Origin of the sequence: Delftia acidovorans SPH-1 (genome assembly GCF_000018665.1) — a bacterium.
In the GTDB taxonomy this organism is placed as follows: Bacteria; Pseudomonadota; Gammaproteobacteria; order Burkholderiales; family Burkholderiaceae_C; genus Comamonas; species Comamonas acidovorans.
The window spans coordinates 6,323,168-6,345,371 of sequence record NC_010002.1 but is presented as its reverse complement, the minus strand read 5'-3'; the positions used below and the strand labels follow the sequence as shown (position 1 = coordinate 6,345,371).

The 22,204-nt window shown below is 69.0% G+C and carries 24 protein-coding genes; 4 read left to right on the top strand and 20 right to left on the bottom strand.

Annotated elements, in window-relative coordinates; all coding sequences use genetic code 11:
• Nucleotides 1–44 precede the first annotated feature (44 nt).
• The 3 genes from DACI_RS28855 (at nucleotide 45) to DACI_RS28845 (ending at nucleotide 3,436) form a co-directional block, all read left to right on the top strand.
• Complete coding sequence (locus DACI_RS28855; protein ID WP_012207505.1) at nucleotides 45–2,339, top strand: cyanophycin metabolism-associated ABC transporter; 2,295 nt, start codon at nucleotides 45–47, stop codon at nucleotides 2,337–2,339.
• A gap of 3 nt (nucleotides 2,340–2,342) precedes the next feature.
• A complete protein-coding gene (locus DACI_RS28850; protein ID WP_012207504.1) occupies nucleotides 2,343–2,846 on the top strand; it encodes a cyanophycin metabolism-associated DUF1854 family protein in 504 nt (167 codons plus the stop codon).
• Nucleotides 2,847–3,001: 155 nt separating this feature from the next.
• The gene (locus DACI_RS28845; RefSeq protein WP_012207503.1) at nucleotides 3,002–3,436 is read left to right on the top strand and encodes a hypothetical protein; all 435 of its coding nucleotides are present in this window, start codon (nucleotides 3,002–3,004) and stop codon (nucleotides 3,434–3,436) included.
• Between the two features lie 24 nt (nucleotides 3,437–3,460).
• Here DACI_RS28845 and DACI_RS28840 read toward each other — a convergent pair whose 3' ends face one another.
• The 17 genes from DACI_RS28840 to gspG all read right to left on the bottom strand — a co-directional run bounded on the left by DACI_RS28840 (nucleotide 3,461) and on the right by gspG (nucleotide 18,659).
• On the bottom strand, nucleotides 3,461–3,940 hold the full coding sequence (locus DACI_RS28840; protein WP_013800644.1) for an EF-hand domain-containing protein: 480 nt from the start codon (nucleotides 3,938–3,940) through the stop codon (nucleotides 3,461–3,463).
• A 62-nt stretch (nucleotides 3,941–4,002) separates the two neighbouring features.
• A complete protein-coding gene (locus tag DACI_RS28835) occupies nucleotides 4,003–4,923 on the bottom strand; it encodes a 5'-nucleotidase (protein WP_012207501.1) in 921 nt (306 codons plus the stop codon).
• Between the two features lie 16 nt (nucleotides 4,924–4,939).
• A complete protein-coding gene (gspF, locus tag DACI_RS28830; protein WP_012207500.1) occupies nucleotides 4,940–6,166 on the bottom strand; it encodes a type II secretion system inner membrane protein GspF in 1,227 nt (408 codons plus the stop codon).
• A 144-nt stretch (nucleotides 6,167–6,310) separates the two neighbouring features.
• On the bottom strand, nucleotides 6,311–6,955 hold the full coding sequence (locus DACI_RS28825; protein ID WP_012207499.1) for a glutathione S-transferase family protein: 645 nt from the start codon (nucleotides 6,953–6,955) through the stop codon (nucleotides 6,311–6,313).
• Between the two features lie 88 nt (nucleotides 6,956–7,043).
• Nucleotides 7,044–7,733, bottom strand: coding sequence for a helix-turn-helix transcriptional regulator (locus tag DACI_RS28820; protein WP_012207498.1), 690 nt, complete (start codon nucleotides 7,731–7,733; stop codon nucleotides 7,044–7,046).
• 4 nt (nucleotides 7,734–7,737) lie between these two features.
• Nucleotides 7,738–8,739 (bottom strand): LLM class flavin-dependent oxidoreductase, encoded by a 1,002-nt coding sequence (locus DACI_RS28815; protein WP_012207497.1) that lies wholly within the window; start codon nucleotides 8,737–8,739, stop codon nucleotides 7,738–7,740.
• An 85-nt stretch (nucleotides 8,740–8,824) separates the two neighbouring features.
• Entirely contained in the window at nucleotides 8,825–9,109 is a 285-nt protein-coding gene (locus tag DACI_RS28810) for a hypothetical protein (protein ID WP_225971007.1), read from the bottom strand.
• A 63-nt stretch (nucleotides 9,110–9,172) separates the two neighbouring features.
• Nucleotides 9,173–10,534 carry a GspE/PulE family protein gene (locus DACI_RS28805; protein WP_012207495.1) on the bottom strand — a complete coding sequence of 454 codons (1,362 nt, stop codon included), beginning with the start codon at nucleotides 10,532–10,534 and terminating at the stop codon, nucleotides 9,173–9,175.
• A 14-nt stretch (nucleotides 10,535–10,548) separates the two neighbouring features.
• On the bottom strand, nucleotides 10,549–12,912 hold the full coding sequence (gene gspD, locus DACI_RS28800) for a type II secretion system secretin GspD (protein WP_012207494.1): 2,364 nt from the start codon (nucleotides 12,910–12,912) through the stop codon (nucleotides 10,549–10,551).
• 3 nt (nucleotides 12,913–12,915) lie between these two features.
• Complete coding sequence (gspN, locus tag DACI_RS28795; RefSeq protein ID WP_012207493.1) at nucleotides 12,916–13,719, bottom strand: type II secretion system protein N; 804 nt, start codon at nucleotides 13,717–13,719, stop codon at nucleotides 12,916–12,918.
• A gap of 2 nt (nucleotides 13,720–13,721) precedes the next feature.
• Nucleotides 13,722–14,282 carry a type II secretion system protein GspM gene (gene gspM / locus DACI_RS28790; protein WP_012207492.1) on the bottom strand — a complete coding sequence of 187 codons (561 nt, stop codon included), beginning with the start codon at nucleotides 14,280–14,282 and terminating at the stop codon, nucleotides 13,722–13,724.
• Nucleotides 14,279–15,523 carry a type II secretion system protein GspL gene (gene gspL / locus DACI_RS28785; protein WP_043782907.1) on the bottom strand — a complete coding sequence of 415 codons (1,245 nt, stop codon included), beginning with the start codon at nucleotides 15,521–15,523 and terminating at the stop codon, nucleotides 14,279–14,281. The genes gspM and gspL overlap by 4 nt, the downstream gene beginning before the upstream one ends.
• 44 nt (nucleotides 15,524–15,567) lie before the next feature.
• A complete protein-coding gene (gene gspK, locus DACI_RS28780; RefSeq protein ID WP_012207490.1) occupies nucleotides 15,568–16,545 on the bottom strand; it encodes a type II secretion system minor pseudopilin GspK in 978 nt (325 codons plus the stop codon).
• Nucleotides 16,542–17,249: a prepilin-type N-terminal cleavage/methylation domain-containing protein gene (locus DACI_RS28775; RefSeq protein ID WP_043782905.1), complete on the bottom strand. Its 708-nt coding sequence runs from the start codon at nucleotides 17,247–17,249 to the stop codon at nucleotides 16,542–16,544. The genes gspK and DACI_RS28775 overlap by 4 nt, the downstream gene beginning before the upstream one ends.
• Entirely contained in the window at nucleotides 17,250–17,648 is a 399-nt protein-coding gene (gene gspI, locus DACI_RS28770; protein ID WP_043782903.1) for a type II secretion system minor pseudopilin GspI, read from the bottom strand.
• Nucleotides 17,645–18,100 carry a GspH/FimT family pseudopilin gene (locus tag DACI_RS28765; protein WP_043782901.1) on the bottom strand — a complete coding sequence of 152 codons (456 nt, stop codon included), beginning with the start codon at nucleotides 18,098–18,100 and terminating at the stop codon, nucleotides 17,645–17,647. The genes gspI and DACI_RS28765 overlap by 4 nt, the downstream gene beginning before the upstream one ends.
• Before the next feature lie 82 nt (nucleotides 18,101–18,182).
• Nucleotides 18,183–18,659 carry a type II secretion system major pseudopilin GspG gene (gene gspG, locus DACI_RS28760; protein ID WP_012207486.1) on the bottom strand — a complete coding sequence of 159 codons (477 nt, stop codon included), beginning with the start codon at nucleotides 18,657–18,659 and terminating at the stop codon, nucleotides 18,183–18,185.
• A gap of 22 nt (nucleotides 18,660–18,681) precedes the next feature.
• On the opposite strand from gspG, the gene DACI_RS28755 reads away from it, so the two are divergent.
• Nucleotides 18,682–19,155, top strand: coding sequence for a type II secretion system protein N (locus tag DACI_RS28755; protein ID WP_012207485.1), 474 nt, complete (start codon nucleotides 18,682–18,684; stop codon nucleotides 19,153–19,155).
• A 6-nt stretch (nucleotides 19,156–19,161) separates the two neighbouring features.
• Here DACI_RS28755 and DACI_RS28750 read toward each other — a convergent pair whose 3' ends face one another.
• From DACI_RS28750 to ilvA, 3 genes are read right to left on the bottom strand one after another with little or no spacing between them, the layout of a single operon-like run.
• Nucleotides 19,162–19,764, bottom strand: coding sequence for a histidine phosphatase family protein (locus DACI_RS28750; protein ID WP_012207484.1), 603 nt, complete (start codon nucleotides 19,762–19,764; stop codon nucleotides 19,162–19,164).
• A complete protein-coding gene (locus DACI_RS28745; RefSeq protein WP_012207483.1) occupies nucleotides 19,761–20,573 on the bottom strand; it encodes an adenosylcobinamide-GDP ribazoletransferase in 813 nt (270 codons plus the stop codon). The genes DACI_RS28750 and DACI_RS28745 overlap by 4 nt, the downstream gene beginning before the upstream one ends.
• A gap of 30 nt (nucleotides 20,574–20,603) precedes the next feature.
• Nucleotides 20,604–22,157 (bottom strand): threonine ammonia-lyase, biosynthetic, encoded by a 1,554-nt coding sequence (gene ilvA, locus DACI_RS28740; RefSeq protein WP_012207482.1) that lies wholly within the window; start codon nucleotides 22,155–22,157, stop codon nucleotides 20,604–20,606.
• Nucleotides 22,158–22,204 lie beyond the last annotated feature (47 nt).

The window sequence follows — 22,204 nt, the reverse complement described above, 5'->3', positions numbered from 1 at the left end:
CGCATGACACCAGGAGCCGCCAGGGGCGGGAAAAACAACTCAACATGCAAGAACACCATTCTGTGGACGTTTCGGCCTTCCTTGCCAGCCCCCGCGGGGCTGGGCTGCGAGCCAGGCTCGCTTCCAATGAAAACGTGCTGGCCCTCGTCCCGGTTGACCTGACCCTCGATATGCGCTTCGGCGAAGGCTGGGTTGTGCTGACCAACCAGCGGCTCCTCGCCTGTGATCCTGCAGATCAGCAGTGGAGTGAGTGGGCACTATCCATTGATCAGAATCTGCGCACGCTGGACCACGGCGGCGTGGGCAACCTCGAACTGCACGGCCCTGCGGCGCGGCTGGCGCTGTGGCGCTTCACGCTGCGCCACCAGGCGGCCGTGCTGCGCCTGCTGCAGCAGTTCGACCATGAGCGCGAGCGCCTGGCACGCGGCGAGGACTTCGCCGAGCCCGAGGACGACGTGCCCCGCTGCCCGGCCTGCCAGGCCGAGCTGCCGCCCGAGGCCGACGAATGCCCGGCCTGCGCGCGCCAGCAGGGCCCGCAGACCTCCACCTGGGTGCTGCTGCGCCTGTGGCGCTTTGCCCATCCCTACCGGCACCAGCTGCTGCTGGGCTTTCTGCTGACGCTGGCCTCCACGGGCGCCACCCTGGTGGCGCCCTACCTGACGATTCCCATCGTGGACAAGATCCTGATCCCGTTCCAGAACGGGCAGCAGATCGACAGCAGCCTCGTGGTCTTCTACCTGAGCGGGCTGCTTGCGGCGGCGCTGGTGGCCTGGGGCCTGGGCTGGGCGCGCACCTTCGTGCTGGCCAAGGTCTCCGAGCGCATTGGCTCGGACTTGCGCACCACCACTTACAACCACCTGCTGACGCTGTCGCTGGACTACTACGGCAGCAAGCGCACGGGCGACCTGATGGCGCGCATCGGGGCGGAAACAGATCGCATCAATCTGTTTCTATCCTTGAATGCGCTGGATTTCGCCACCGACGTGCTGATGATCGTGATGACCTCGGTCATCCTGTTCTCCATCAATCCGTGGCTGGCCCTGGTCACCCTGGTGCCGCTGCCCTTCATCGCCTGGATGATCCATCTGGTGCGCGACCGCCTGCGCACGGGCTTCGAGAAGATCGACCGCGTCTGGTCCGAAGTGACCAATGTGCTGGCCGACACCATCCCCGGCATCCGCGTGGTCAAGGCCTTCGCCCAGGAAAAGCGCGAGGCCGACCGCTTCGCCCAGGCCAACCTGGTCAACCTGCAGGCCAACGACAAGGTCAACAAGACCTGGTCGCTGTTCACGCCCACGGTGACGCTGCTGACCGAGATCGGCCTGCTCGTGGTCTGGGGCTTCGGCATCTGGCTGGTGGCTGGCGGCCAGATCACGGTCGGTATCCTGACGGCCTTCATCGCCTACATCGGCCGCTTCTACAGCCGCCTGGACTCGATGAGCCGCATCGTCTCGGTCACGCAGAAGGCGGCGGCCGGCGCCAAACGCATCTTCGACATCCTCGACCACGTGAGCAACGTGCCTGACCCGGTCAACCCGGTCAAGCTGCCGCGCGTGCAGGGCGCCATCACGCTGGACAACCTGACCTTCCGCTACGGCAGCCGCGCCGTGATCAAGAACCTGGATCTGCAGATTCGTCCGGGTGAAATGATCGGTCTGGTCGGCCACAGCGGCTCGGGCAAGAGCACCCTGGTCAACCTGATCAGCCGTTTCTATGACGTGAGCGAGGGCTCCATCCAGCTCGACGGCGTGGACATCCGCAGGCTCAAGGTGTCGGACTTCCGCAGCAACATCGGCCTGGTGCTGCAGGAGCCCTTCCTGTTCTTCGGCACCATTGCCGAGAACATCGCCTACGGCAAGCCCGATGCCACGCGCGAGGAAATCGTGGCGGCGGCCCGCGCTGCCCACGCCCATGAATTCATCCTGCGCCTGCCGCATGGCTACGACTCCCTGGTGGGCGAGCGCGGCCAGGGCCTGTCGGGCGGCGAGCGCCAGCGCATCTCCATTGCACGCGCACTGCTGATCGACCCGCGCATCCTGATCCTGGACGAGGCCACCTCGGCCGTGGACACCGAGACCGAGAAGGAAATCCAGAAGGCGCTGGACAACCTGGTGCAGGGCCGCACGACGATTGCCATTGCCCACCGCCTGTCCACGCTGCGCAAGGCCGACCGCCTCGTGGTCATGGACCGGGGCGAGATCGTGGAAGTGGGTCCGCACGACGAGCTGATGGAAAAGCAGGGCGCCTACTGGCGCCTGTACCAGGCCCAGGCGCGGCGCGCCGAAGAGGATGCCCAGGCCGCAGGCCTGACCCTGGCCGCAACCACCATCGAGGAATAAGCCATGTCCAACGCCCAACATTCCGCTGCCGGCGCCGATCTGAGCGGTGTGCGCATGGAGCGCAACGCCCATGGCCGCCTGGTGCTGATCCTGGCCGACGGCACGCGCCACGAATCCGTGGTGCCCGTGCGCGCCTTTCCCATTGCCGCACCGCTGGAAGGCCTGTCCCTGGTCTCCGTCGATGGCAAGGAGGCGCTGTGGGTGGACCACATGGACCACCTGCCGGCGCAGGCCCGCACGCTGATCGAGGAAGACCTGGCCGTGCGCGAGTTCGTGCCCGTCATCCAGCGCATCCACAAGGTGTCCAGCTATTCCACGCCCAGCACCTGGGACCTGGAGACCGACCGGGGCCCAGTGCAGCTCGTGCTCAAGGCCGAGGAAGACATCCGGCGCCTGTCGGGCCGCACCCATCTGATGATCACCAGCCAGGACGGCGTGCAGTTCAGCGTGCCCGACAGCACGGCGCTGGACCGCACCTCGCGCAAGCTGCTGGAGCGCTTCCTCTAGCGCCTGGTCGGGGTGAATAAGGGGTTTACCCTTGGTTTGAGGCAGGCCGAAGCGTCTTTCAAAAAAAGCGCTTCAGTTCTTTCAGCTTCTGTCGATGATGAGGCGACGGCGGGAAATTCCCGCCCACAGCACACATCCAGCAAGAGGGTCGAGCCATGCCAATTCCACCTGTTGACCGATCACCCATACCGTGGCGCCCGCAAAGCGCCGATCTGTACTCCACCGGTGCGTCGGGCGCGGTGCCCGTGCGTCCTGTGAACGCCACCAACGCCGTCGAATCCACGGACCGCATCGGCGAGGGCCGGGTGGTGCGCGATCCTGAAAAGCCGTCCGTGGTGGACCAGGAAAACCGCGACTGGACGCTGGCCGAGGAGATCAAGCAGAAGGAAGAGGTCGAGGAGCCGCCCAAGGAGCCGATCTCCAAGCAGCTCATCGAGTTCATCCAGTCCATGTGGCGTGCCAGCGCCATGGCGGTGGAGCAGGCCCAGGAGGTCAGCAAGGCCGACGATGTGGCACGCAACAAGATGCAGGTGCGTGACGAACCGTTGACCTATTCGGAACCCAAGGTCAAGCGTACCGGCGGTCTTTGAGTGTCAGGGGCGCGGCAAGAAGGCTCAGTCCTTTGAGCCTTCGCCTTCCTTCTTGTCCCTGGCAGCGGGTGCGGCTGCAGCATGCTCGGCTGCCGCACGCTCGGCGGCCTTTGCCTCTTCGGCCTGCGCCTTGGCCTTTGCCTTGTCGCGTTCGGCGCGGTACTTGACGGCAAAGGCCTGCACCTCCGCATAGGAGACGTAGCCGTCCTTGTCGGTGTCGGCCTCGTCGAAGGCCGCCGACAGGCGCGGGAACAGCGCCACTTCGGCACGGCTGAGCTTGCCGTCCTTGTTGAAGTCCAGCATCTTGAACTCGCGCTGGGCCTTGATCTCCCCCTTGGTCAGCGGCGCCGGGCTGGCCGTTGCCTGCTCGGTGGCTGCGTTTTCTGCCGCCTGCGCGCGCGCTGCGGGCAGCATGAAGGCGCTGGTCAGCAGCACGACGACGGCGGCCTGCAGCAGCGGTGGCCGGCGCAGCAGGGCAGAGCGGTTCATGAGGGGAAAATGCATGGGCCTTATTTGGGCACGGAACCGGCATTTGCAAGCACGGCCGGCCCGCCCTTTGCAATTGTTTACTTCGGCGGATCGGCGTCCGGATTGGAGATGCCGCTGCTCACGTGGCCTGCCGGCACATGGCGCGCGGCCGAGTTGACGTGGCCGGTCTGGTCGTCGAAGAAGAAGTCCGGCTCGAACTCGCGCAGGAACGGGCCCTTTTCCAGGCCGCCGAGGAACATGGCCTCGTCCACCGCAATGCCCCATTCCAGCAGCGTGCGGATGGCACGCTCGTGCGCCGGTGCGCTGCGCGCCGTCACCAGGGCCGTGCGAATGCGCATGGTCTGGGACGAGTCCGCCTGCTGCTGCAGCCGGTGCAGCGCCACCAGCAGCGGCTTGAACGGCCCTTCCGCCAGCGGTGTGGCGGCATGGGAGACCTCGTGGCGCAAAAAGGCCGGCAGCCCGCCTTGCTGGTAGACGCGTTCGGCCTCGTCGGAGAACAGCACGGCATCGCCGTCGAAGGCAATGCGCACCTCCTGCGGGTAGCGGTCGCCTGCGGGCGTGGAATCGACCATCACGCGCGCGGCAGGAAAGCCGATGGACAGCGCCCTGCGCACATCGACCTCGTTGGCCGAGAGAAACAGGTGGGCGCCCAGCGGCCGCAGGTAGGAAAACGGATCGCGCCCGCGCGTGAACACGCCGCGCTCTATGTGCATGTCGGCCGCCTTGGCAGAGGCGAAGACCCGCATGCCGCTGGCCGGGTCGTTGCGCGACAGCATCATCACCTCCACGCGCTGCACTTCGGGCGTATTGAAGGCCAGCAGCTTGCGCACCAGCGGGAAGGCGATGCCCGGGCGTGCGGGCTGGTGCACCAGGTCCAGCTGGCGGCGCATGTAGGCCTGCTCGTCACCGGCGTCGAACAGCCGGTTCTCCTCCTCGAAATCGAACAGCGCCCGCGAGGAGATGGCGACGACCAGCTTGTCTTGCAGGGTCACGGGCATGGCTTGGCGCTTTTCGCTATTTGACGAACTGGTTGAGCTGGATGATGGGCATGAGCACGGCCAGCACGATCAGGGCCACGACCATGCCCATGGCCACGATCAGCAGCGGCTCCAGGATGGTGGCCAGGTGCATGGCGCGGCGCTGCACCTCGGTGGACAGCTGGTTGGCCGCGCGCTGCAGCATCACGGGCAACTGGCCGGTCTGCTCGCCCAGGCGGGCAAACATGGAGATCAGGCCCGGGAAGCGCTTTTTCTGCGCCAGCGCCGAGGCCAGCGGCGCGCCCTCGCGCACCAGGGCCAGCGCGTCCATGGCGTCGGCACGCAGCGCGCGGTTGCCCAGCGTTTCGGCTGCGGCCTGCAAGGCCTTGAGAATGGGCACGCCTGCGCCCGCCAGCATGGCCAGCGTGCCGGCAAAGCGTGCCGCGTTGTAGTTGCGCGCCAGCCGGCCGATCAGCGGCAGGCGCAGCCACCAAGCGTCGAAGCGCTCGCGCAGCGCGGGGTTCTTCATGGACAGCCGGAATCCCACGGCGCCCAGCACCAGGGCGACCAGTGCGGCCCAGCCATAGCTGCGCACGAAGTCGCTGAGCGCCAGCATGGCCACGGTGAGCCAGGGCAGGGCGCGCTTGGTGCCGGCGAACACGCTGGCCACCTGGGGCACCACGTAGCTGACCAGGAACAGCACGATGACGATGGCCACCAGGGTCACGATGGCCGGGTACAGGGCTGCGCCGATAAGCTTGGACTGCAGGGCCTGGCGCGATTCCAGGTCGTCGGCCAGCCGCTCCAGCACCGGGCCCAGGCTGCCGCTGGCCTCGCCGGCGCCGATCACGGCGCAGTAGATGTCGGAGAACTCGCGCGGGTGCTGGGCCAGGGCGCGGGCAAAGGTGGAGCCTGCGTTGACCTCGGCGCGCAGCGCGGCCACGAGGTGGTGCTGGCGCGGGTCGTCGGCTTCTTCGGACAGGGCGGCCAGGGCGCGCTCTATGGGCAGGCCTGACCCGACCAGCCCCGCCATCTGGCGCGTCCACACGGTGAGCCCTGTGGAGCCAAGGACGGGGCGGGTCAGCCAGCGCGAGGCGCCGCCCTGCGGGCCGGACGCGGAACCCGAGGCCACGATCTCCACGGCCATGGGCACCAGGGCCTGGGCCCGCAGCTGGCTGCGCGCGGCGCGCGCGTTGTCGGCTTCGATCGTGCCCTTGCGGGTCTGACCTTGTGCATCCAGGGCTTCGAAGGAAAAGGCAGGCATGCGCGGCGGGAGTCGGGAAGGGCTGGGGAAGGGACGGCGTTCAGGAAACGCCAGGCGGTGATCCAACCCCCGATGGTAGCCGCTGCCGGTGACGGCTGGATGGCGAGGCGGCCGCCGCGGTGGGCGGCAGCCCCTGCCTGGCCCTTATGCCGGCTGGGCCGCGAGGTCCGCTTCGTTGAGCTGGATGGAGCGCAGCGAGGCCGGGCGTTCCATCAGCGGCTGGCCGTAATCACTGAACTCGGGCAGCGCGGGCAGCAGCTTCATCATCGTGCCCCAGCGCAGGTAGCTGGCCATGAGCACGTCGGCCGCGGTGAACTGGTCGCCGCACAGGTAGCGCCTGCCGGCCACGGCCTGGCGCAGCGTCTGCACCACGTCGTCATAGCGGCCATAGCCGGCAGACATGGCCTGGTCGGCCGTCTGCTGCTCCAGGTGGCCCTGGCTTTTGGCCGTCATCACGGCCTCGACAGGGCCGGCCAGGAAGAACATCCAGCGGTGGTAGCTGCCGCGCAGCGGGCTGTCCACGGCCGGTGCGAGCCGCCGTTCGGGAAAGATGTCGGCCAGATAGGCAAGGATGGCGGCCAGTTCGGTGATCGCGGTATTACCATGCACCAGGGCGGGGACCTTGCCCATGGGGTTGATGGCCAGGTAGTCGGCGGACTTCATGGTGCTGCCGAATTCCAGCCGCACGGGCTCATAGCGGGCGCCGCATTCCTCCAGCATCCAGCGCGTGATGACCGCGCGCGAGCGGGGGTGGAAGTAAAAGCGCAGCGGCTTGATCGAGTCGTTCATGAAGGCTCCCAGTGGTTTGAATGCATGGCGAGAAGGCCATGGGAGCGACTGTAGGAGGCCATGCTGACAGTTTTTGTCAGCAGTGGTGTCAGCGGACCGTGTAGCCCAGTTGCCGCGACCAGCGTTCGATCAGGCCGCTGCGGTGGTCGGGATAGCGTTCCTGCAGATCGGTGACCGAGCGCACGCGGTCGGCGCGAAAATGCCGGAAGTCCTGGCGCAGTTCGCACCAGGCCGCAAGAATGCGCCGCTGATCGAAGAAAGCCATGGCAAAAGGCCAGATCTGGCGCTCGGTCGGCTGGCCCTTCTCATCCGTGTAGTGCAGCAGCACCCGGTGCTGGCGCCGTATCGCCAGGCGCAGCGCGGTCTGCCAGGGCTCGGTCACGGATTCGTGGCAGATGGGCGGCACTAGCAGGCCGCTGGTGTCCACCTCGATGCGCAGCTCCAGCGGCAGCGCGCTGCGTATGCGGTCCAGCGCGGCAGTGGCGGCCTGGGCGAGCTCGGGGTCGGCCTGGCGGCTGGCCCAGCGCGCGCCCAGCAGCAGGGCTTCCAGCTCATCGGGCGTGAACATCAGCGGCGGCAGCAGAAAGCCGGGCCGCATCTCGTAGCCCACGCCCGGGTCGCCCGCAATCGCGGCACCCTGCTCGCGCAGGGTGGCAATGTCGCGGTACAGGGTGCGCAGGCTCACGTCCAGCTGCCGGGCCAGCACCGGCCCGGTCTGGGGCAGGCGCGCGCGGCGCAGCAGGTCGATCAGCTGCAGCAGCCGGGCGGAGCGGCTCATGCCTTCAGCGGCCCATGACGCCGGCCGTGATCTCCAGCGAGCGCAGGCGCAGGTCGCGGTCATACACGTCGCTGACCAGGATCAGCTCGTCGGCCTCGGTGTCGGCCTGCAGCTTTTGCAGGCGCGTGCGCACCTTGTCCGGGCCGCCGATGGAGGCCACGGCCAGGAAGTCGCCGATGGCGCGGCGCTCCTGCTCGCCGAGCTGGGCCGCATAGTTCTCGATGGGGCGCGGCAGCAGTCCGCGCCGGCCCGTGATGATGCCCAGCACGCGCTGGTAGGTACTGCTGGCCAGGTACTCGGCCTCGTCATCGGTGGGCGCGGCGATCACGGGGGCGCCGACGATCACGTAGGGCTTGGCCAGTTGGGCCGACGGCTTGAACAGGCTGCGGTACAGCTGCACAGCCTGGTAGAGCATGCGCGGCGCAAAGTGCGAGGCAAAGGCGTAGGGCAGGCCCAGGTGGGCGGCCAGCTGGGCCGAGAACAGGCTGGAGCCCAGCAGCCAGATCGGCACGTTGGTGCCCGCGCCAGGCGTGGCCACCAGCTTTTGCTCGGGCGTGGCCGGGCCCAGCAGGCGCTGCAGCTCCATCACGTCGCGCGGGAAGTCTTCCTCGGTCTCGACGCGGTCGCGGCGCAGGGCGCGCATGGTGGCGCCATCGGTGCCGGGCGCGCGGCCCAGGCCCAGGTCGATGCGGCCCGGGTACAGCTCGGCCAGCGTGCCGAAGGCTTCGGCGACCACCAGGGGGGCATGGTTGGGCAGCATGATGCCGCCCGAGCCCACGCGGATCTTCGAGGTGCCGCCTGCGATATGGCCGATCAGCACGGCCGTGGCCGAGCTGGCGATGCCGGGCATGTTGTGGTGCTCGGCGAGCCAGTAGCGCTCGAATCCCAGTTCTTCGGCCTTGCGGGCCGTGGCCAGCGCAATGTCCAGGGCCTCGGCGACGGTGCCGCCTTCGCGCACGGCCACGAGGTCGAGCATGGACAGACGGACTTCATTGAATGATGTCATGGCAGGTTCCAACTTCCAGTTCACGGTGGGTGGGGGCGGCGCGGGCCTTGCCGCGCCAGGGCATTCCTGGTGCGCGTTCGCGCACTCAGTTTCTTCTGGACATTTCCCGCGCGCAGGTGATGCCCAGCACCACGCACCAGACCAGGGGGAGGATGGCAGCCGCCAGATGATTCTCGCCCTGCTGGATGGCCAGCCAGGACAGCGGCAGCGCCACCAGCGCCGACAGGCGGATGACGCGGCGCAGCTGGTTGGTGGACAGCCGGGACTTGAACCACCACAGGGCGATGTAGCTGATCAGGCTCAGCGTGGCGACCCACAGGAACAGGTCGCCGCCATAGGGAGCGCTCCAGGCGCGTAGGGATTCCAACATGCCGACCATTGTGGCAAACGGGGATGCCCCGTGCTGCGCAGGGTCGGGCGTGGCAGCCTGCGCCTAGTCGCGCGTGACGCGCAGCACTTCCTCGGGCGTGGTGATGCCCTCGCGCACCAGGCGCTCGCCATCGTCGCGCATCAGGCGCATGCCCGAGGCCAGCGCGGTGTCGCGGATCTCGGCCTCGCTGGCCTGGCGATGGATCTGCGCGCGGATGGTGTCGTCCACCACCAGCATCTCGAAGATGCCGGTGCGCCCCCGGTAGCCGCTGGGCTCGGTGGTGTCGATCTTGCGCACCAGGCGCTGGGCCAGCACGCCCAGCAGGGAGGACGACAGCAGGAACGGCTCCACGCCCATGTCGATCAGGCGTGTGACGGCGCTGGAGGCATCGTTGGTGTGCAGCGTGGCCAGCACCAGGTGGCCCGTCAGCGAGGCCTGGATGGCGATCTGCGCGGTCTCGAAGTCGCGGATTTCGCCGATCATGATCACGTCCGGATCCTGGCGCAGGATGGCGCGCAGGGCCTTGGCGAAGGTCAGGTCGATCTTGGCGTTGACCTGGGTCTGCCCCACGCCGGCCAGCTCGTACTCGATGGGGTCCTCCACCGTCATGATGTTGCTGCGGCTGGCGTCCATGCGCGACAGCGCCGCGTACAGCGTGGTGGTCTTGCCCGAGCCCGTGGGGCCGGTGACCAGCACGATGCCGTGGGGCTGGGCCGTCATGTGGGTGAACCGCCTCAGCGTCTCGCCCTGCATGCCCACGGCCTCCAGGCTGAGCTTGCTCTCGCTCTTGTCCAGCAGGCGCAGCACGGCGCGCTCGCCATGGGCGCTGGGCAGGGTGGAGACGCGCACGTCGATGGCGCGCGTGCCCAGGCGCAGGCTGATGCGGCCGTCCTGGGGCAGCCGCTTTTCGGCGATGTCCAGGTCGGCCATGATCTTCAGGCGCGAGATCAGCGCCGCGTGCAGGGCCCGGTTGGGCTGCACGACCTCCCGCAGGTCGCCGTCCACGCGAAAGCGCACGCTGGAGTGGCGCTCGTAGGGCTCGATGTGGATGTCGCTGGCGCCGTCGCGCGCGGCCTGCGTGAGCAGGGCGTTGAGCATGCGGATGATGGGCGCGTCGTCCGCAGTCTCCAGCAAGTCCTCGACGGCGGGCAGCTCCTGCATCATGCGCGAGAGGTCGGCGTCGGACTCGACCTCGCTGACCACCAGGGCCGCGCTGGATTCGCCCTGCGAATAGGCGGCGCTGATGCGGTGCGCCAGCGTGCCCGCATCCAGCATCTGCCAGCGCTGCACCGCATGCTTGCGCTGGACTTCGGACAGGGCCTGCCAGTCGGGCGAGGGGCCGTGCCAGAGCAGGGGCTCGTGGCCGTCGTCCTCGATCAGCAGCTGGCTGGTGCGCGCAAACGCATAGGGCAGGGGATAGCGCATGGGGCCTTCCTGCCTCAGAGCGCGCCGGGGGCTGCCGGCACGGCGGGAGCGGCGGGCTGCGGCTGGGTGAAGTCGATCAGCTCGGGCTTTGCGCCCGGCACGTTGACGATGGCGGCCGGGTTGGTGAACGTGCCGGGGTCCGGCTGCGGCGTCAGCGTGGGCAGCACGGGCGCGGCGTTGACCGAGCGCAGCAGCACGTTCTGCTCGGGCTGCAGTCCTTGCTGCTGGGCGCGGATGGCTTCGTAGCGCTCGGAGGAGACCTGATTGGTGGCCGCCGCATCGCGCATCACCACGGGGCGCAGGAAGACCATCAGGTTGGTCTTGTTGCGCTTGCGGTTGGTGTTGCGGAACAGGTTGCCGAGCACGGGAATGTCGCCCAGCAGGGGAATGCGGTCCTCGGCCTGGGAGTAGTTGTCGTCGATCAGGCCGCCAAGCACGATGATGTTGCCGTCCTCGACCAGCACGTTGGATTCGATGGAGCGCTTGTTGGTGGTCAGGCCGTTGGTGTCCTTGCGCGTGGACTCGTCCACCGAGGAGACCTCCTGGAACACGGCCAGCTTCACCGTGCCGTTCTCGTTGATCTGCGGGCGCACGCGCAGCATCAGGCCCACGTCCTTGCGCTCCACCGTGGTGAACGGGTTGACCGTGCCGCCCGTGGAATTGCTGGCGTACGAGCCCGTGACCATGGGCACGTTCTGGCCCACGATGATGCGCGCCTCCTCGTTGTCCAGCGTCATCAGGTTGGGCGTGGACAGGATGTTGGCGTCGCCGCTGTTCTGCAGGAAGTTGGCCAGAAAGCCCAGCGTGGTGTTGCCGTTGACGCTCTGCGTGAAGCCCAGGTTGGTGCCGCGCATGCTGTTCACCGTGTCGCCGGTGATGCCGCTGGCGTTGATGCTGCCGTCCTTGTTGAAGGCACTCAGCAGGCTCAGGATGTTGGCGCCGGCCACGCTGGAGTTGTTGCCGATGCTGCCCAGCACCTTGCCGTTGTTGCTGAGGATGGCCTGCCACTGCACGCCGAACTGGGCCAGGCGGTTGTCCTTGAGCTCGACGATCAGGCTTTCGATCAGCACCTGGGCGCGGCGGCCGTCGAGCTTGTCGATCACGGCGCGCATCTGGCGGTAGATGGGCGGCGGGGCGGTGATGATCAGCGAGTTGGTGGACGGATCGGCCTGGACCATGCCGCCCGTGGACGGCTGCTGGGCCACGCCCAGGGCGCCCCCTCCGCTGCTGCCCAGGCCCGAGGACGAGCCCATGCCCATGGATGCCGTGCCGCTGGAGTCGCGCGAGACCACGGGCTGCGAGGTGGGAATGGAGGACATGCCGCCGCCCTGCGGCGTGGTGCCGCCCGCACCGGGCTGGCCGCTGGCCGTACCCGCAGCCGTGGCCTGGGCGCCTATGGCTGCGCGCAAGGTGGCTGCCAGCGCCACGGCGTCGGCGTTCTTGAGGTAGACCACGTGGATGTTGCCCTGGTCGCCGCCGCCGTTCATGGCGGGCTGGTCCAGCCGCGCGATCAGCGAGCGCACCTGGGCCAGGCGTGCGGGGTTGGCCGCGCGCAGCACGATGGAGTTGCTGCGCGGCTCGGCCATCAGCGAGGTCTTGAAGGCGTTGTCGCTCTGGCCCGGAATATTGGCGCCGCCGGCGGTCACGGTGAGGCCGCCGGGGCTGGCCGTGCCGCCTTCGATCAGGCGCGAGACCAGGGCCACCATGTCGGTGGCCACGGCATGGCGCAGCGGGATGATTTCGACATCGGTGGCGTTGGACACATCCATGGTCGCCACGATGCGCGAGATGCGCTGCAGGTTGTCGGCGTAGTCGGTGATGACCAGCGAGTTGTTGCCCGGGTTGACGTTGATGGTGTTGTTGGGGCTGATCAGCGGGCGCAGCACGGGCACCAGGTTGGCCGCGTTCTCGTAGTTGAGCTTGAAGATCTGGGTGACGATCTGGCTGCCCGCGCTGCTGCGGCTCGCGCCCACGGCCACTTCGCTGGCCTGCAGCTTGGCGTCGGCCTCGGGGATGACCTTGTACAGGCCGGCCGATTCGACAATGGTGAAGCCCTGCAGGCGCAGCGCGGCCAGGAACTGCTGGTAGGCGGTGGCAGGCGGCACGGGCCTGTCGGTCAGCAGCGTGATCTGGCCCTTGACGCGGGGGTCGACCACCACGTTGCGGTTGGTGATGGCGCCGATGGCGCGCGAGACGGCCTCGATGTCGGCGCCCGAGAAATTCAGTGTCACAGGCTCGCCGGGGCGCAGGCTGGGCGTGGCGCCGGCCGGTGCGTTGGTCTGAGCCTGGGTCGTGCCAGCGGTGCAGGCCAGCATGGCGCTGACGGCCAGCGTGTGCAGGGTGTTGCGCCAGAACGGGGTCGTGTGCTGCTGAGTCATGGATCAACCAAAGGAAATGATGGACCGGGGCCCCTGGCGCCGTCCCAGAATGTTGAGCAGGTTGGACAGCGCGGTTTCGCGCTCCGGGCTGGCCGAGGCCTCGCCCTGGAAATGCAGCCGCTGGCCCACCCATTGGCCCTGGCCGCTCAGGCGCAGGTCGCCGGTCAGGGTACTGAGCTGCAGCTGCGGACTGTCGCCCCCGAGGATGTCCAGCCGGTAGCTGCCCAGCGGGCGCAGCGGTGACAGGCGTGAGGATACGGCCAGCGCCTCCAGGCGCGTGCTGCCTTCGCTGCGCCAGCGGCCCGATTGCCACAGCAGCTGCAGTTGCAGGGCCTGCGTGGCCAACCGCAGCTGGCCTTGCAGGTCCACCGTGTTCCAGGGCGTGCCCAGACCGGACAGCAGGGAGGCGGGCCAGCGCGTGTCGCTGTCATGCACCACGGCGCTCAGGCCCTGCCAGCGGGGCAGCAGGTCCAGCACCACGGGCGTGGGTGTGCAGCATTCGCTGCGCAGTTGTATGCGGGCGCCGTCCAGGCGGGGGCGCAGCGTCCATTCCAGCCGTGTGGGCAGGGCCGTGCGGTCGCGGCTGCCGGCGCCTCCGGTGAAGACCAGGGAGGCCGAGCCATTCCACAGCGTGCCGCGCGGCTGCTGCAGCAGCACCTGGCCCTGCGTGGCCGAATCCACGCCGCGCGCCAGCCAGGCGGCGGGCGCCCAGACGACGGTGGTGGCCACCAGGCCGCACAGGGCACCGGCCAGCGCCCAGCCGCGCGGTGCGCGCAGGGCCGGCTGGGTGCGGGGCTTGCGTTGCATGCTCAAGGCGCCCGCGACGGATCGACGGGCAGGTCCAGCGCCAGGCTGCCGTCCCAGCGCACGGCATCGGCAGCGCCTGCTGCGCCGGAGGCGGCGGCAGTGCTTGCAGATGCGCTGCGGGCCAGCTTCATCTCGGCCGGAACGGCATGGGTGTTGCTGCGGACCTGGGCCAGCCAGCGTGCCAGCGCGGCGGCGGGCGCGGCCTTGAGCGTGATCTGTGCGCGGTCGCCCATCCAGTTCAATTGGGCGGAGGCGCCCAGTTCGGCGGACAGCGAGCTTTGCAGCAGCGCCTTGGCATCGCCGACCACGGGGCGTGCGTTGCCGCGCAGCTGCTCGGCCTCGGCCTGCAGCAGCTGCATCTGGCGCAACTGGCGGTCGGCCTGGGCATGGCGTTCGGGCGCGGTGCGCAGGCTGTGCAGGGCGGGGGCCAGGGCCACCCACCACAGCAGGGCCAGTGCCACCACGCCGCCGGCCAGCAGGGTCATGTTCTGTTCACGCGGCGCCAGGGCATTCCAGCGCGCGCGCAGGGGTGCCAGGCTTTGGCGGGATGTGCGCATGTTCATGGCCGGGCCTCCTGGGCAAGCAGCAGGTCGGCGCCGTCGCGCTGCAGTCGCAGGCCGCTGCCGGCCAGGTGTTGTTGTGCCTGCTCCAGTGCCTCGGCCTCCAGCGAGACGCCCTTGAGGCGCAGCTGCCGGTCCTGATAGTCCATGGCCTGGGGCAACTGTCCAGCGGGCAGGGCCCGGGATGCGGCGGCCAGCAGGGGCTCCAGGTCGCCCTGAGTCAGCGCGCCGGCGGTCTGGCGCAGCGTGGCGACTTCGCGCTGCATTTGAACGGGCGCGTCGACGATGACGGGCACGCGGGGAAAGCTGGTGGCCAGCGTGGAGCGCACCTGGACCTGCTTGGCCGCAATGGCGCGGTTCTCGGTCCAGGCCCAGGCATTGATGCCCACTACCTGGGCCAGCAGGGCGAGCACGGCGCCCCAGCGCGCGGCCTTCCATTGCGGCGCGCGCAAAAAGCTTTGCCAGCCGTCGAGCATGCGCCGCCGTGTGCGGCTGCCGCCGCCCAGATCCAGGTCGAACTGGGCCAGATCCCAGCTTTGTGCGCGGGCCGCCAGGCCGCGCTGGGCGTCCGTCAGCAGGCTGACGGGGCGCTGCAGGGCCTCGGCGGCGCGGGCCAGCGCCGGGTCGGCCTGGATCGGGGTGTCGGGGGGCAGGGCCTGAAGCAGGGCGGCCAGCATGGCCGGGTCGGCACTGTCGGTGCGCAGCGGCAGGCAGGCCAGCGAGTCCATGCCCTGCGCGGCGGTGCTCAGGCCGGTGGCCAGCAGCCAGGCCGATTCGGGTGAGCCCACGGCCCAGAGCTGGGGCGTGGCCTGGGGCGGACATTCCGGCACGATGCGGCCCACGGGCCGCCCTGCGGATTCCAGGGCCTGCAGGTGGGCATGGAGCCAAGCCTTGTTGCAGGCGGCAACCCAGCAGGGCTCGCCTGCGCGTGCCTGCGGCTGCAGGGCCAGGTGCAATTGGGAGGGCTCGTCGAGCAGGCGCTCTTCCAGCAGCCCGTCGAGCACGGCGCGCAGGCGCACATGTCCGCGCCGGCTACCCGTAGGCACGCCATGGGGGAGGCTGACCAGATGCCAGGACAAGGCCTGGTGCGGCACCACGGCAACCGTCTGGCCGGTGCGGCCAGGATCGGGCAGCAGGCCTGCGGCGGCGTGGCCATGCCGGTCGGCGCGCAGGCCGTCACTGCTGAGTGCGTAGGCGTATTCGCCAGCGGGGCCCGCAGGCAGATGAAGAATCAAGGTGCTCATGGGCGGAAGCGGGCATTGTAGGGGGCGAGTGTGACAGCCATCTGTCATGGCGCGGGAGCTTCGGGCAATCCCCAGTCCCCCCTCTCACGCCAGATGGTAGTGACTGTCATGTTGTTGCGACGCAACATGGAGCGTTCGCTGGCCACGATCTCGCCCAGGCGCATGCGGCCACGCGCCTCGAAGAAGCTGGTGGCCACCGACAGGTTCTGTCCTTCGAATTTCTGCGGCAGGCCCAGCGCGTTGGAGGCATCGGCCAGGCTGCGCAGCGGGCGCGATGCGCGCAGCTGCACCAGCTGGCTGGCCTGGGACCAGGTCAGGTCCTCCACGCTGGCCCAGATGACTTCGGCGCTGGCGGTGTTGAGGTTGACGGGCGTGTTCTCGGGCAGCAGGGTGATGTAGGGCTCCAGGCGCGCGACGACCTCGGGCGGCAGGCCCAGCCAGCCGAACTGGCGCAGCGTGCGCGGCATCAGGAACTGCGCGCCCTCGCCAGGGGTGGCGGCTGCGCGCAGGGCCTGGACGATCTGCGTGGCATAGGCAGGGGGCAGGTTCAGGCGCTCCAGCAGGCGGGACAGCGGGCGCAGGGTTTCGGGCTTGTCGGGGGCGCTCAGCAGGTTGCGCAGGTTCAGGCGCGACTGCAGGTCGATGATCTGGCCCGAGAGAAAGGCGTCCTGCATGTCGGCCATGCCGTCATCGACCTGGCTGACATTGTTCTGCGCCGCAAGAAACGTGGACAGGCGCGCCTCCTGCAGCGGCACGGCCCAGGGTTCGGCCAGATGGTCCACCTGCAGGCTGGTGCGCGCATCCTCGGCCAGCACCACGCGCGACCAGTCCAGCGCACCCAGCAGGATCCAGGCGGCCTGCATGCGGTTGCGCTCGGCGGTCTCGACCTCCACGCTGCGCCACTGCTGCCACAGCGCGGTGGCGGCGAACGTTGCCACCAGGGTCACCGTGAGCATGGCGGCCAGCAGGGCCACGCCACGGTGGAGGCGGCGGCCGGGCAGGAGGCGGGGTGTGCGCATCATGATCGGCTGTTGGAGCGCAAGGGGTTGACCCAGTCCATGGTGACGCGGCCAGGAATGGCGCTGTCGGGCGGCAGGGTCAGTTCGACGCGGATGCCGTCGGGAATCGTGGGCAGCTGCGCGCTGCTGTTGGTGCCGCCGGACGGCGGGTTGACCGTGCCCGTGCCGTTGTCCGAGCCGCTGGACTGCGGATTGCTCCAGGCGTTGTCGCGGTAGTAGTACAGGCGCCATTGGTCCAGGGGCATCAGCACGGTTTCGCGCCGGCGCTGGTCGTCCGAGGGGTTGCGCCCCCATTGCGATCCCTGGTTCCAGGCATCGCGCCACTGTGCGCGCGTGCGCAGCGGCGGCGACTGCCAGCGCAGCCACTGGTCGCGCCCTGCCGTCTGGCGGCGCGCCCAGGCGACGACCACGGCGCCGTCGTCCACGGCGGCGCTGCTCTTGCGGGTCATGCGCAGCACCTGGCCGTCCCAGTCGATGACCTGCGTGTTTTCAAGCGGCATCAGCGCTTCGAGGTCGGCATTCCATTGGGCGATGACGGTCTGCAGCACCATCTGCTGCTCGTTGCGGGCACGAATGCTCTCCTGCGAGCGCACCATGCTGTCCAGTCCGCGCCAGCTCACCAGGGCCAGCAGGGCCATGACGGCGATGGCCACCATCAGCTCCACCAGGGTGAAGCCGTGCGTGCGGGAGGGGTGGCGCAAGCGCATTCAGAAGCGTCCCACGATGGTGGATACGCGCAGCACGGGGTGCTCTGCCGTGACCACCAGGGCATCGACACGGCGGAAGCTGGGATTGGGCGTGGGCCGCACGCTGAGCCGGACCTGCAGTTGCCGGCCGCCCTGCTCGCAGGTCAGGCTGTTGTCGCCCACAGGCGGCATCTGGCGCGACAGGCGCATGCGCACCAGCTCGTTTTGCGCGCACAGCTGGGCCTGCAGCACCTCGGACTGGCGCTCGGCATTGAGTGTCAGGGCCGATGTGGCCTGCAGACCGGCCATGAGCGCAATGCCCACGATGCCCAGGGCCACCAGCACCTCGATCAGCGTGAAGCCGCGTGCCGGGCGCCTGGGGGCGCCGTGCTTTCGGCGCGGTCCGTGGAGGGCTGTCATGGCAGGGACTGCACGGCAAAGGGCCGCAGTCCATCCGTGGCCACGCGCAGCGGCGGGCTGGTGGAGTCGCGCAGCGTCAGCGTGACGGACTGGGGTGGAATCAGCGGCTCGGGGCCCAGCACCAGCGGCGTGGCCGGCTGCGCCTGCACACCGGGCTGCAGCCATTGGGAAGGCAATTGCGCGCTGGCCGGCAGGCCCTCGAAGCGAAAGCCCTGCGGCATGGGCCGCCAGCGAACGGGTACGCCGTTGGCACGGGCCTGGGCGCGGGCCGACTCCAGCAGCGCGGCCAGGCGTTCGGCCTCGCGCTCCAGCTGCGCCTGTCCGCTGTCGCGCAGCGACAGGCTCACGCCTGCGGCGGCAATCGCCATGATGCTGATGACGACCATCAGCTCCAGCAGGGTGAAGCCGCGCGAAGGGGGGGACAGGGGGAGGGGAGCGGTCTGGCGGGGCATGAGAGCAGGCAGGCCCGCCGGGAGTGCGGGCCTGTGGTGCGGTGCGGCGCGGCCCCTGCGGGCCGTCACCCGGGCCATCGACTTATTGCCAGCTGCCGATGTCGGCATCCTTGCCCTCTCCGCCGGCCTGGCCGTCGGCGCCAAAGGACATGATGTCGATGGGGCCCTTGATGCCAGGATTCAGGTACTGGTAGGGGCGGCCCCAGGGATCGTTGGGCAGCTTTTCCAGGTAGGGCTTCCAGTTGTTGGGCAGCGGCCCGCTCGTGGGGCGGACGATCAGGGCCTGCAGGCCCTGCTCGGCCGTGGGGTAGCGCTGGTTGTCCAGCCGATAGAGCTTGAGCGCCTGGGAGATGTTGGTGATGTCGGTGCGTGCAGCCGTGACGCGGGCATCGTCGGCGCGGTCCAGCACATTGGGCACGATCAGGGCCGCCAGCACGCCGATGATGACCAGGACCACCATCAGCTCGATCAGCGTGAAGCCGCGCTGGACGGCAGTGCGCAGGGCAGGCAACGGACGGCGGGGAAGGCTGGTCATGGAACGGTGCAGCAAATTGGACATATCGCTCCATCATAATCGCGCGATGGTGACACTTTCATTGAACCGCGGCCAGGCCGGGACCTGGCATGTCAAGGCGGCCACATTCGTGCTCTGGCTGCTGGCTGCCGGCGTCGTGGCTTTCTGGGCCATGCGCCTGGGCAACGGCGGCGCGGGAGCGCCCGTGCCACCCGCGCCCGCCGAGCCCTTGCAGGTCGATGCGCCCGCGCTGGCGCAGGCGCTGGGAGGCGTGGCAGCCGCGCAGGGCGCCGTCGCCCCCGCTGCAGCGCCTGTGGTCTCGCGCTATGCGCTGGTCGGTGTGCTGGCCGGGCGTGACAGCGGCGGCGGCGCGGCGGTCATCGCCGTGGGCAACCAGCCGGCCAAGCCCTTCCGCGTGGGGCGCGCCGTGGAAGACGGCGTGGTGCTGCAGTCGGTGTCGGGCCGCGAGGCGCGCCTGGGTCCCAGGGTCGATGGCCCGGCTTCCATCACGCTGCAGATTCCCCTGCCCGACAAGCGCTGATCCCGGTCAACGCGGCAACGGCAGGTCCAGCACCAGCCAGCCGCCAAAGTCAGGCGCGGGCAGCGTCCATTGGCCCGCCTGGGGCAGGGCACTGCCTTCGCGCATCAGCCATTGCACGCAGCGCGCCACGCCGGCATGGGTGATCCAGACGGTGTCGCGTGCGGCGCCATCGCCCACCGAACCCCTGCTCGCCTGCTGCAAGGCCTCATCCACCCTGCGCAGCATGGTCGCCAGGGACTCTCCCCGACCCGGCGCGTGCCCGGCAAGGTCTGCCGCCCAGGCATCGATGGCGCTGCGGTCCAGCGCATCCCAGGGCTGGCCTTCCCACTCGCCGAAATCCATCTCCAGCAAGCGGCTGTCCATCGCCGATGCCAGGCCGGGCCGCAGTGCCTGCAGGGCCTGTGCCAATTGACGGCATCGGCGCAGTGGCGAATGCGCCAGCAGGCAATCCGCAGGCAGGGCGAGATGCAGGGCCTGCGCCGCATCGGCCGTGGACTGGGCGTCGGCTTGCATGTCGAGTCGGCCATAGCAGATGCCGGGCGCCACCAGCGGGCGGGCATGGCGTACCAGCCAAAGGCGTGGCGCCGGGTTGGCGCAGATGGAGTTCATTGCACGCGCACCAGTACGGCGGCAGCCCCCAGCAGCATGGCCAGTTCACAGACCTGCTGGGCAGCGCCCAGGCAATCTCCCGTCATGCCGCCCAGCCGGCGGCGCAGCCAGCGCACCATGGCGGCCGTGGCCAGGGCGCCGGGCAGAACCAGGCCGATGACGAGCGGCAGGCCCGCCAGCCAGCCTGTCAGCGCCAGGGCGGGCAGGCACCAGAGGATTGCCGCGACCAGGCCCCTGGCAGCCAATGGCCGACCCGCGGCGTGCAAGGCCTTGGAGTGGGCGGCCTGGCCCACATAGGGAAGGCATTGCATGAGGGCCAGCGGCGCCATGCGCGACAGCACATGGATGCTGCACAGCAGCAAGGCCGCCCATTGCACGCGGACGTCGACCAGCAGCGCGACCAGGGATAGCTTGGCCAGCAGCGCCATCACCAGGGCCATGGCGCCGTAGGCTCCCAGGCGCGAATCCTTCATGATTTCCAGCGCGCGCTCGGGCGGGACAAAGCCGCCCAGGCCGTCGGCCACATCGGCCAATCCGTCTTCGTGCAGTCCCCCGGTCAGCCACAGCGTGGCCACGGTGGAAAGAACGGCGGCAACCAGCGGCATCCAGGGGCTGGGCGCCAGCAGCCAGCCCGTTGCCGTCAGGCACGCTGCGCCCCATGCACCCACCAGCCAGCCGACACCCGGCAGATGGGCAACGCTGGCGTGCTGCAGCTGGGGGCTCCAGCCAGCCCAGGCGGCCAGCCGCCCCGTGACCGGGATGCGGCTGAAGAACTGGACGGCCAGGACAAAGTGGCGAAGCGGCTGCATGGGCGTGTCAGTGCCGGCCCGCCAGGACCGTCACTTGAGGAAAAGCTGGTAGGCCGGGTTGGCGGTTTCCTCGACCCAGGGGTAGCCAAGATTGCTCAGGAAGGCGTCGAATTTCTTGCCATCCTTGGCGGGCACCTGCATGCCGACCAGGATGCGGCCGTAGTCGGCGCCCTGGTTGCGGTAGTGGAACAGCGAGATGTTCCAGGTCGGCGCCATCAGGCTGAGGAACTTGAACAATGCGCCGGGGCGCTCGGGGAAGACGAAGCGCAGCAGGCGCTCTTCCTGCGCCAGCGGCGAATGGCCACCGACCATGTGGCGCAGATGCTCCTTGGCCATGTCGTCGAAGGTCAGGTCCAGCGCCTCGAAGCCCTGCTTCTCGAAGTTCCTGGCGATCTTCTCGGACTCGCCGCGTGCCGCCGTGGTCAGGCCCACGAAGACATGGGCCTTGTTCTCGTTGCTGATGCGGTAGTTGAATTCGGTCACGTTGCGCGGGCCGCCGGGCAGCTTGCCCACCGCTTCGCAAAAGCGCTTGAAGCTGCCGCGCTCCTCGGGGATGGTCACGGCGAACAGGGCCTCGCGCTCCTCGCCCACCTCGGCCCGCTCGGCCACGAAGCGCAGCCGGTCGAAGTTCATGTTGGCGCCGCACAGGATGGCGGCATAGGTCTCGCCCTTGGTCTTGTGCTTGGCAACGTACTGCTTGATGGCCGCCACGGCCAGGGCGCCGGACGGCTCGACGATGGAGCGCGTGTCCACGAAGATGTCCTTGATCGCGGCGCAGACGGCGTCGGTATCGACCACCACGTAGTCGTCCACCAGGCCCTGGGCGATGCGGAAGGTTTCCTCGCCCACCAGCTTGACGGCCGTGCCGTCGGCGAACAGGCCCACGTCGGCCAGCTCCACGCGGTGGCCGGCGCGCACGGACTGCAGCATGGCGTCCGAATCCTTGGTGTGCACGCCGATCACCTTCACGTCGGGGCGCACGGCCTTGATGTAGTTGGCCACGCCCGAGATCAGGCCGCCGCCGCCGATGGCGACAAAGACCGCGTCCAGGCGCGGGCTGCCCAGCTTTTGCAGCTGGCTCAGCATTTCCATGGCAATCGTGCCCTGGCCGGCGATCACGTAGGGATCGTCGAAGGGGTGCACAAAGGTCAGGCCCTTTTCCTTTTGCAGCTTGACGGCGTGCTTGTAGGCGTCGGAATAGCTTTCGCCGGCCAGTTCCACCTCGCCGCCCAGCGCCTGCACCGCATCGATCTTGACCTGGGGCGTGGTGGTCGGCATCACGATCACGGCGCGGCAGCCGAGCTTGCGTGCGCCCAGGGCCACGCCTTGCGCATGGTTGCCGGCCGAGGCGCAGATCACGCCCTTTTCCAACTGCTCGGCCGACAGGTGCGCCATCTTGTTATAGGCGCCGCGCAGTTTGAAGCTGAATACCGGCTGCTGGTCCTCGCGCTTGAGCAGCACCTTGTTGTGCAGGCGGCGGCTCAGCGCCTTGGCGGGCTCCAGGTCCGACTCCACGGCCACGTCATAGACGCGCGCGGTAAGGATCTTGGTCAGGTAGTCGGCAGGGGTCAGGGGGTGGTTCATCGTCGGCGAAAGGCTGGAGAGCAGCAGGCCGGGAGGCGGCCCGTCGG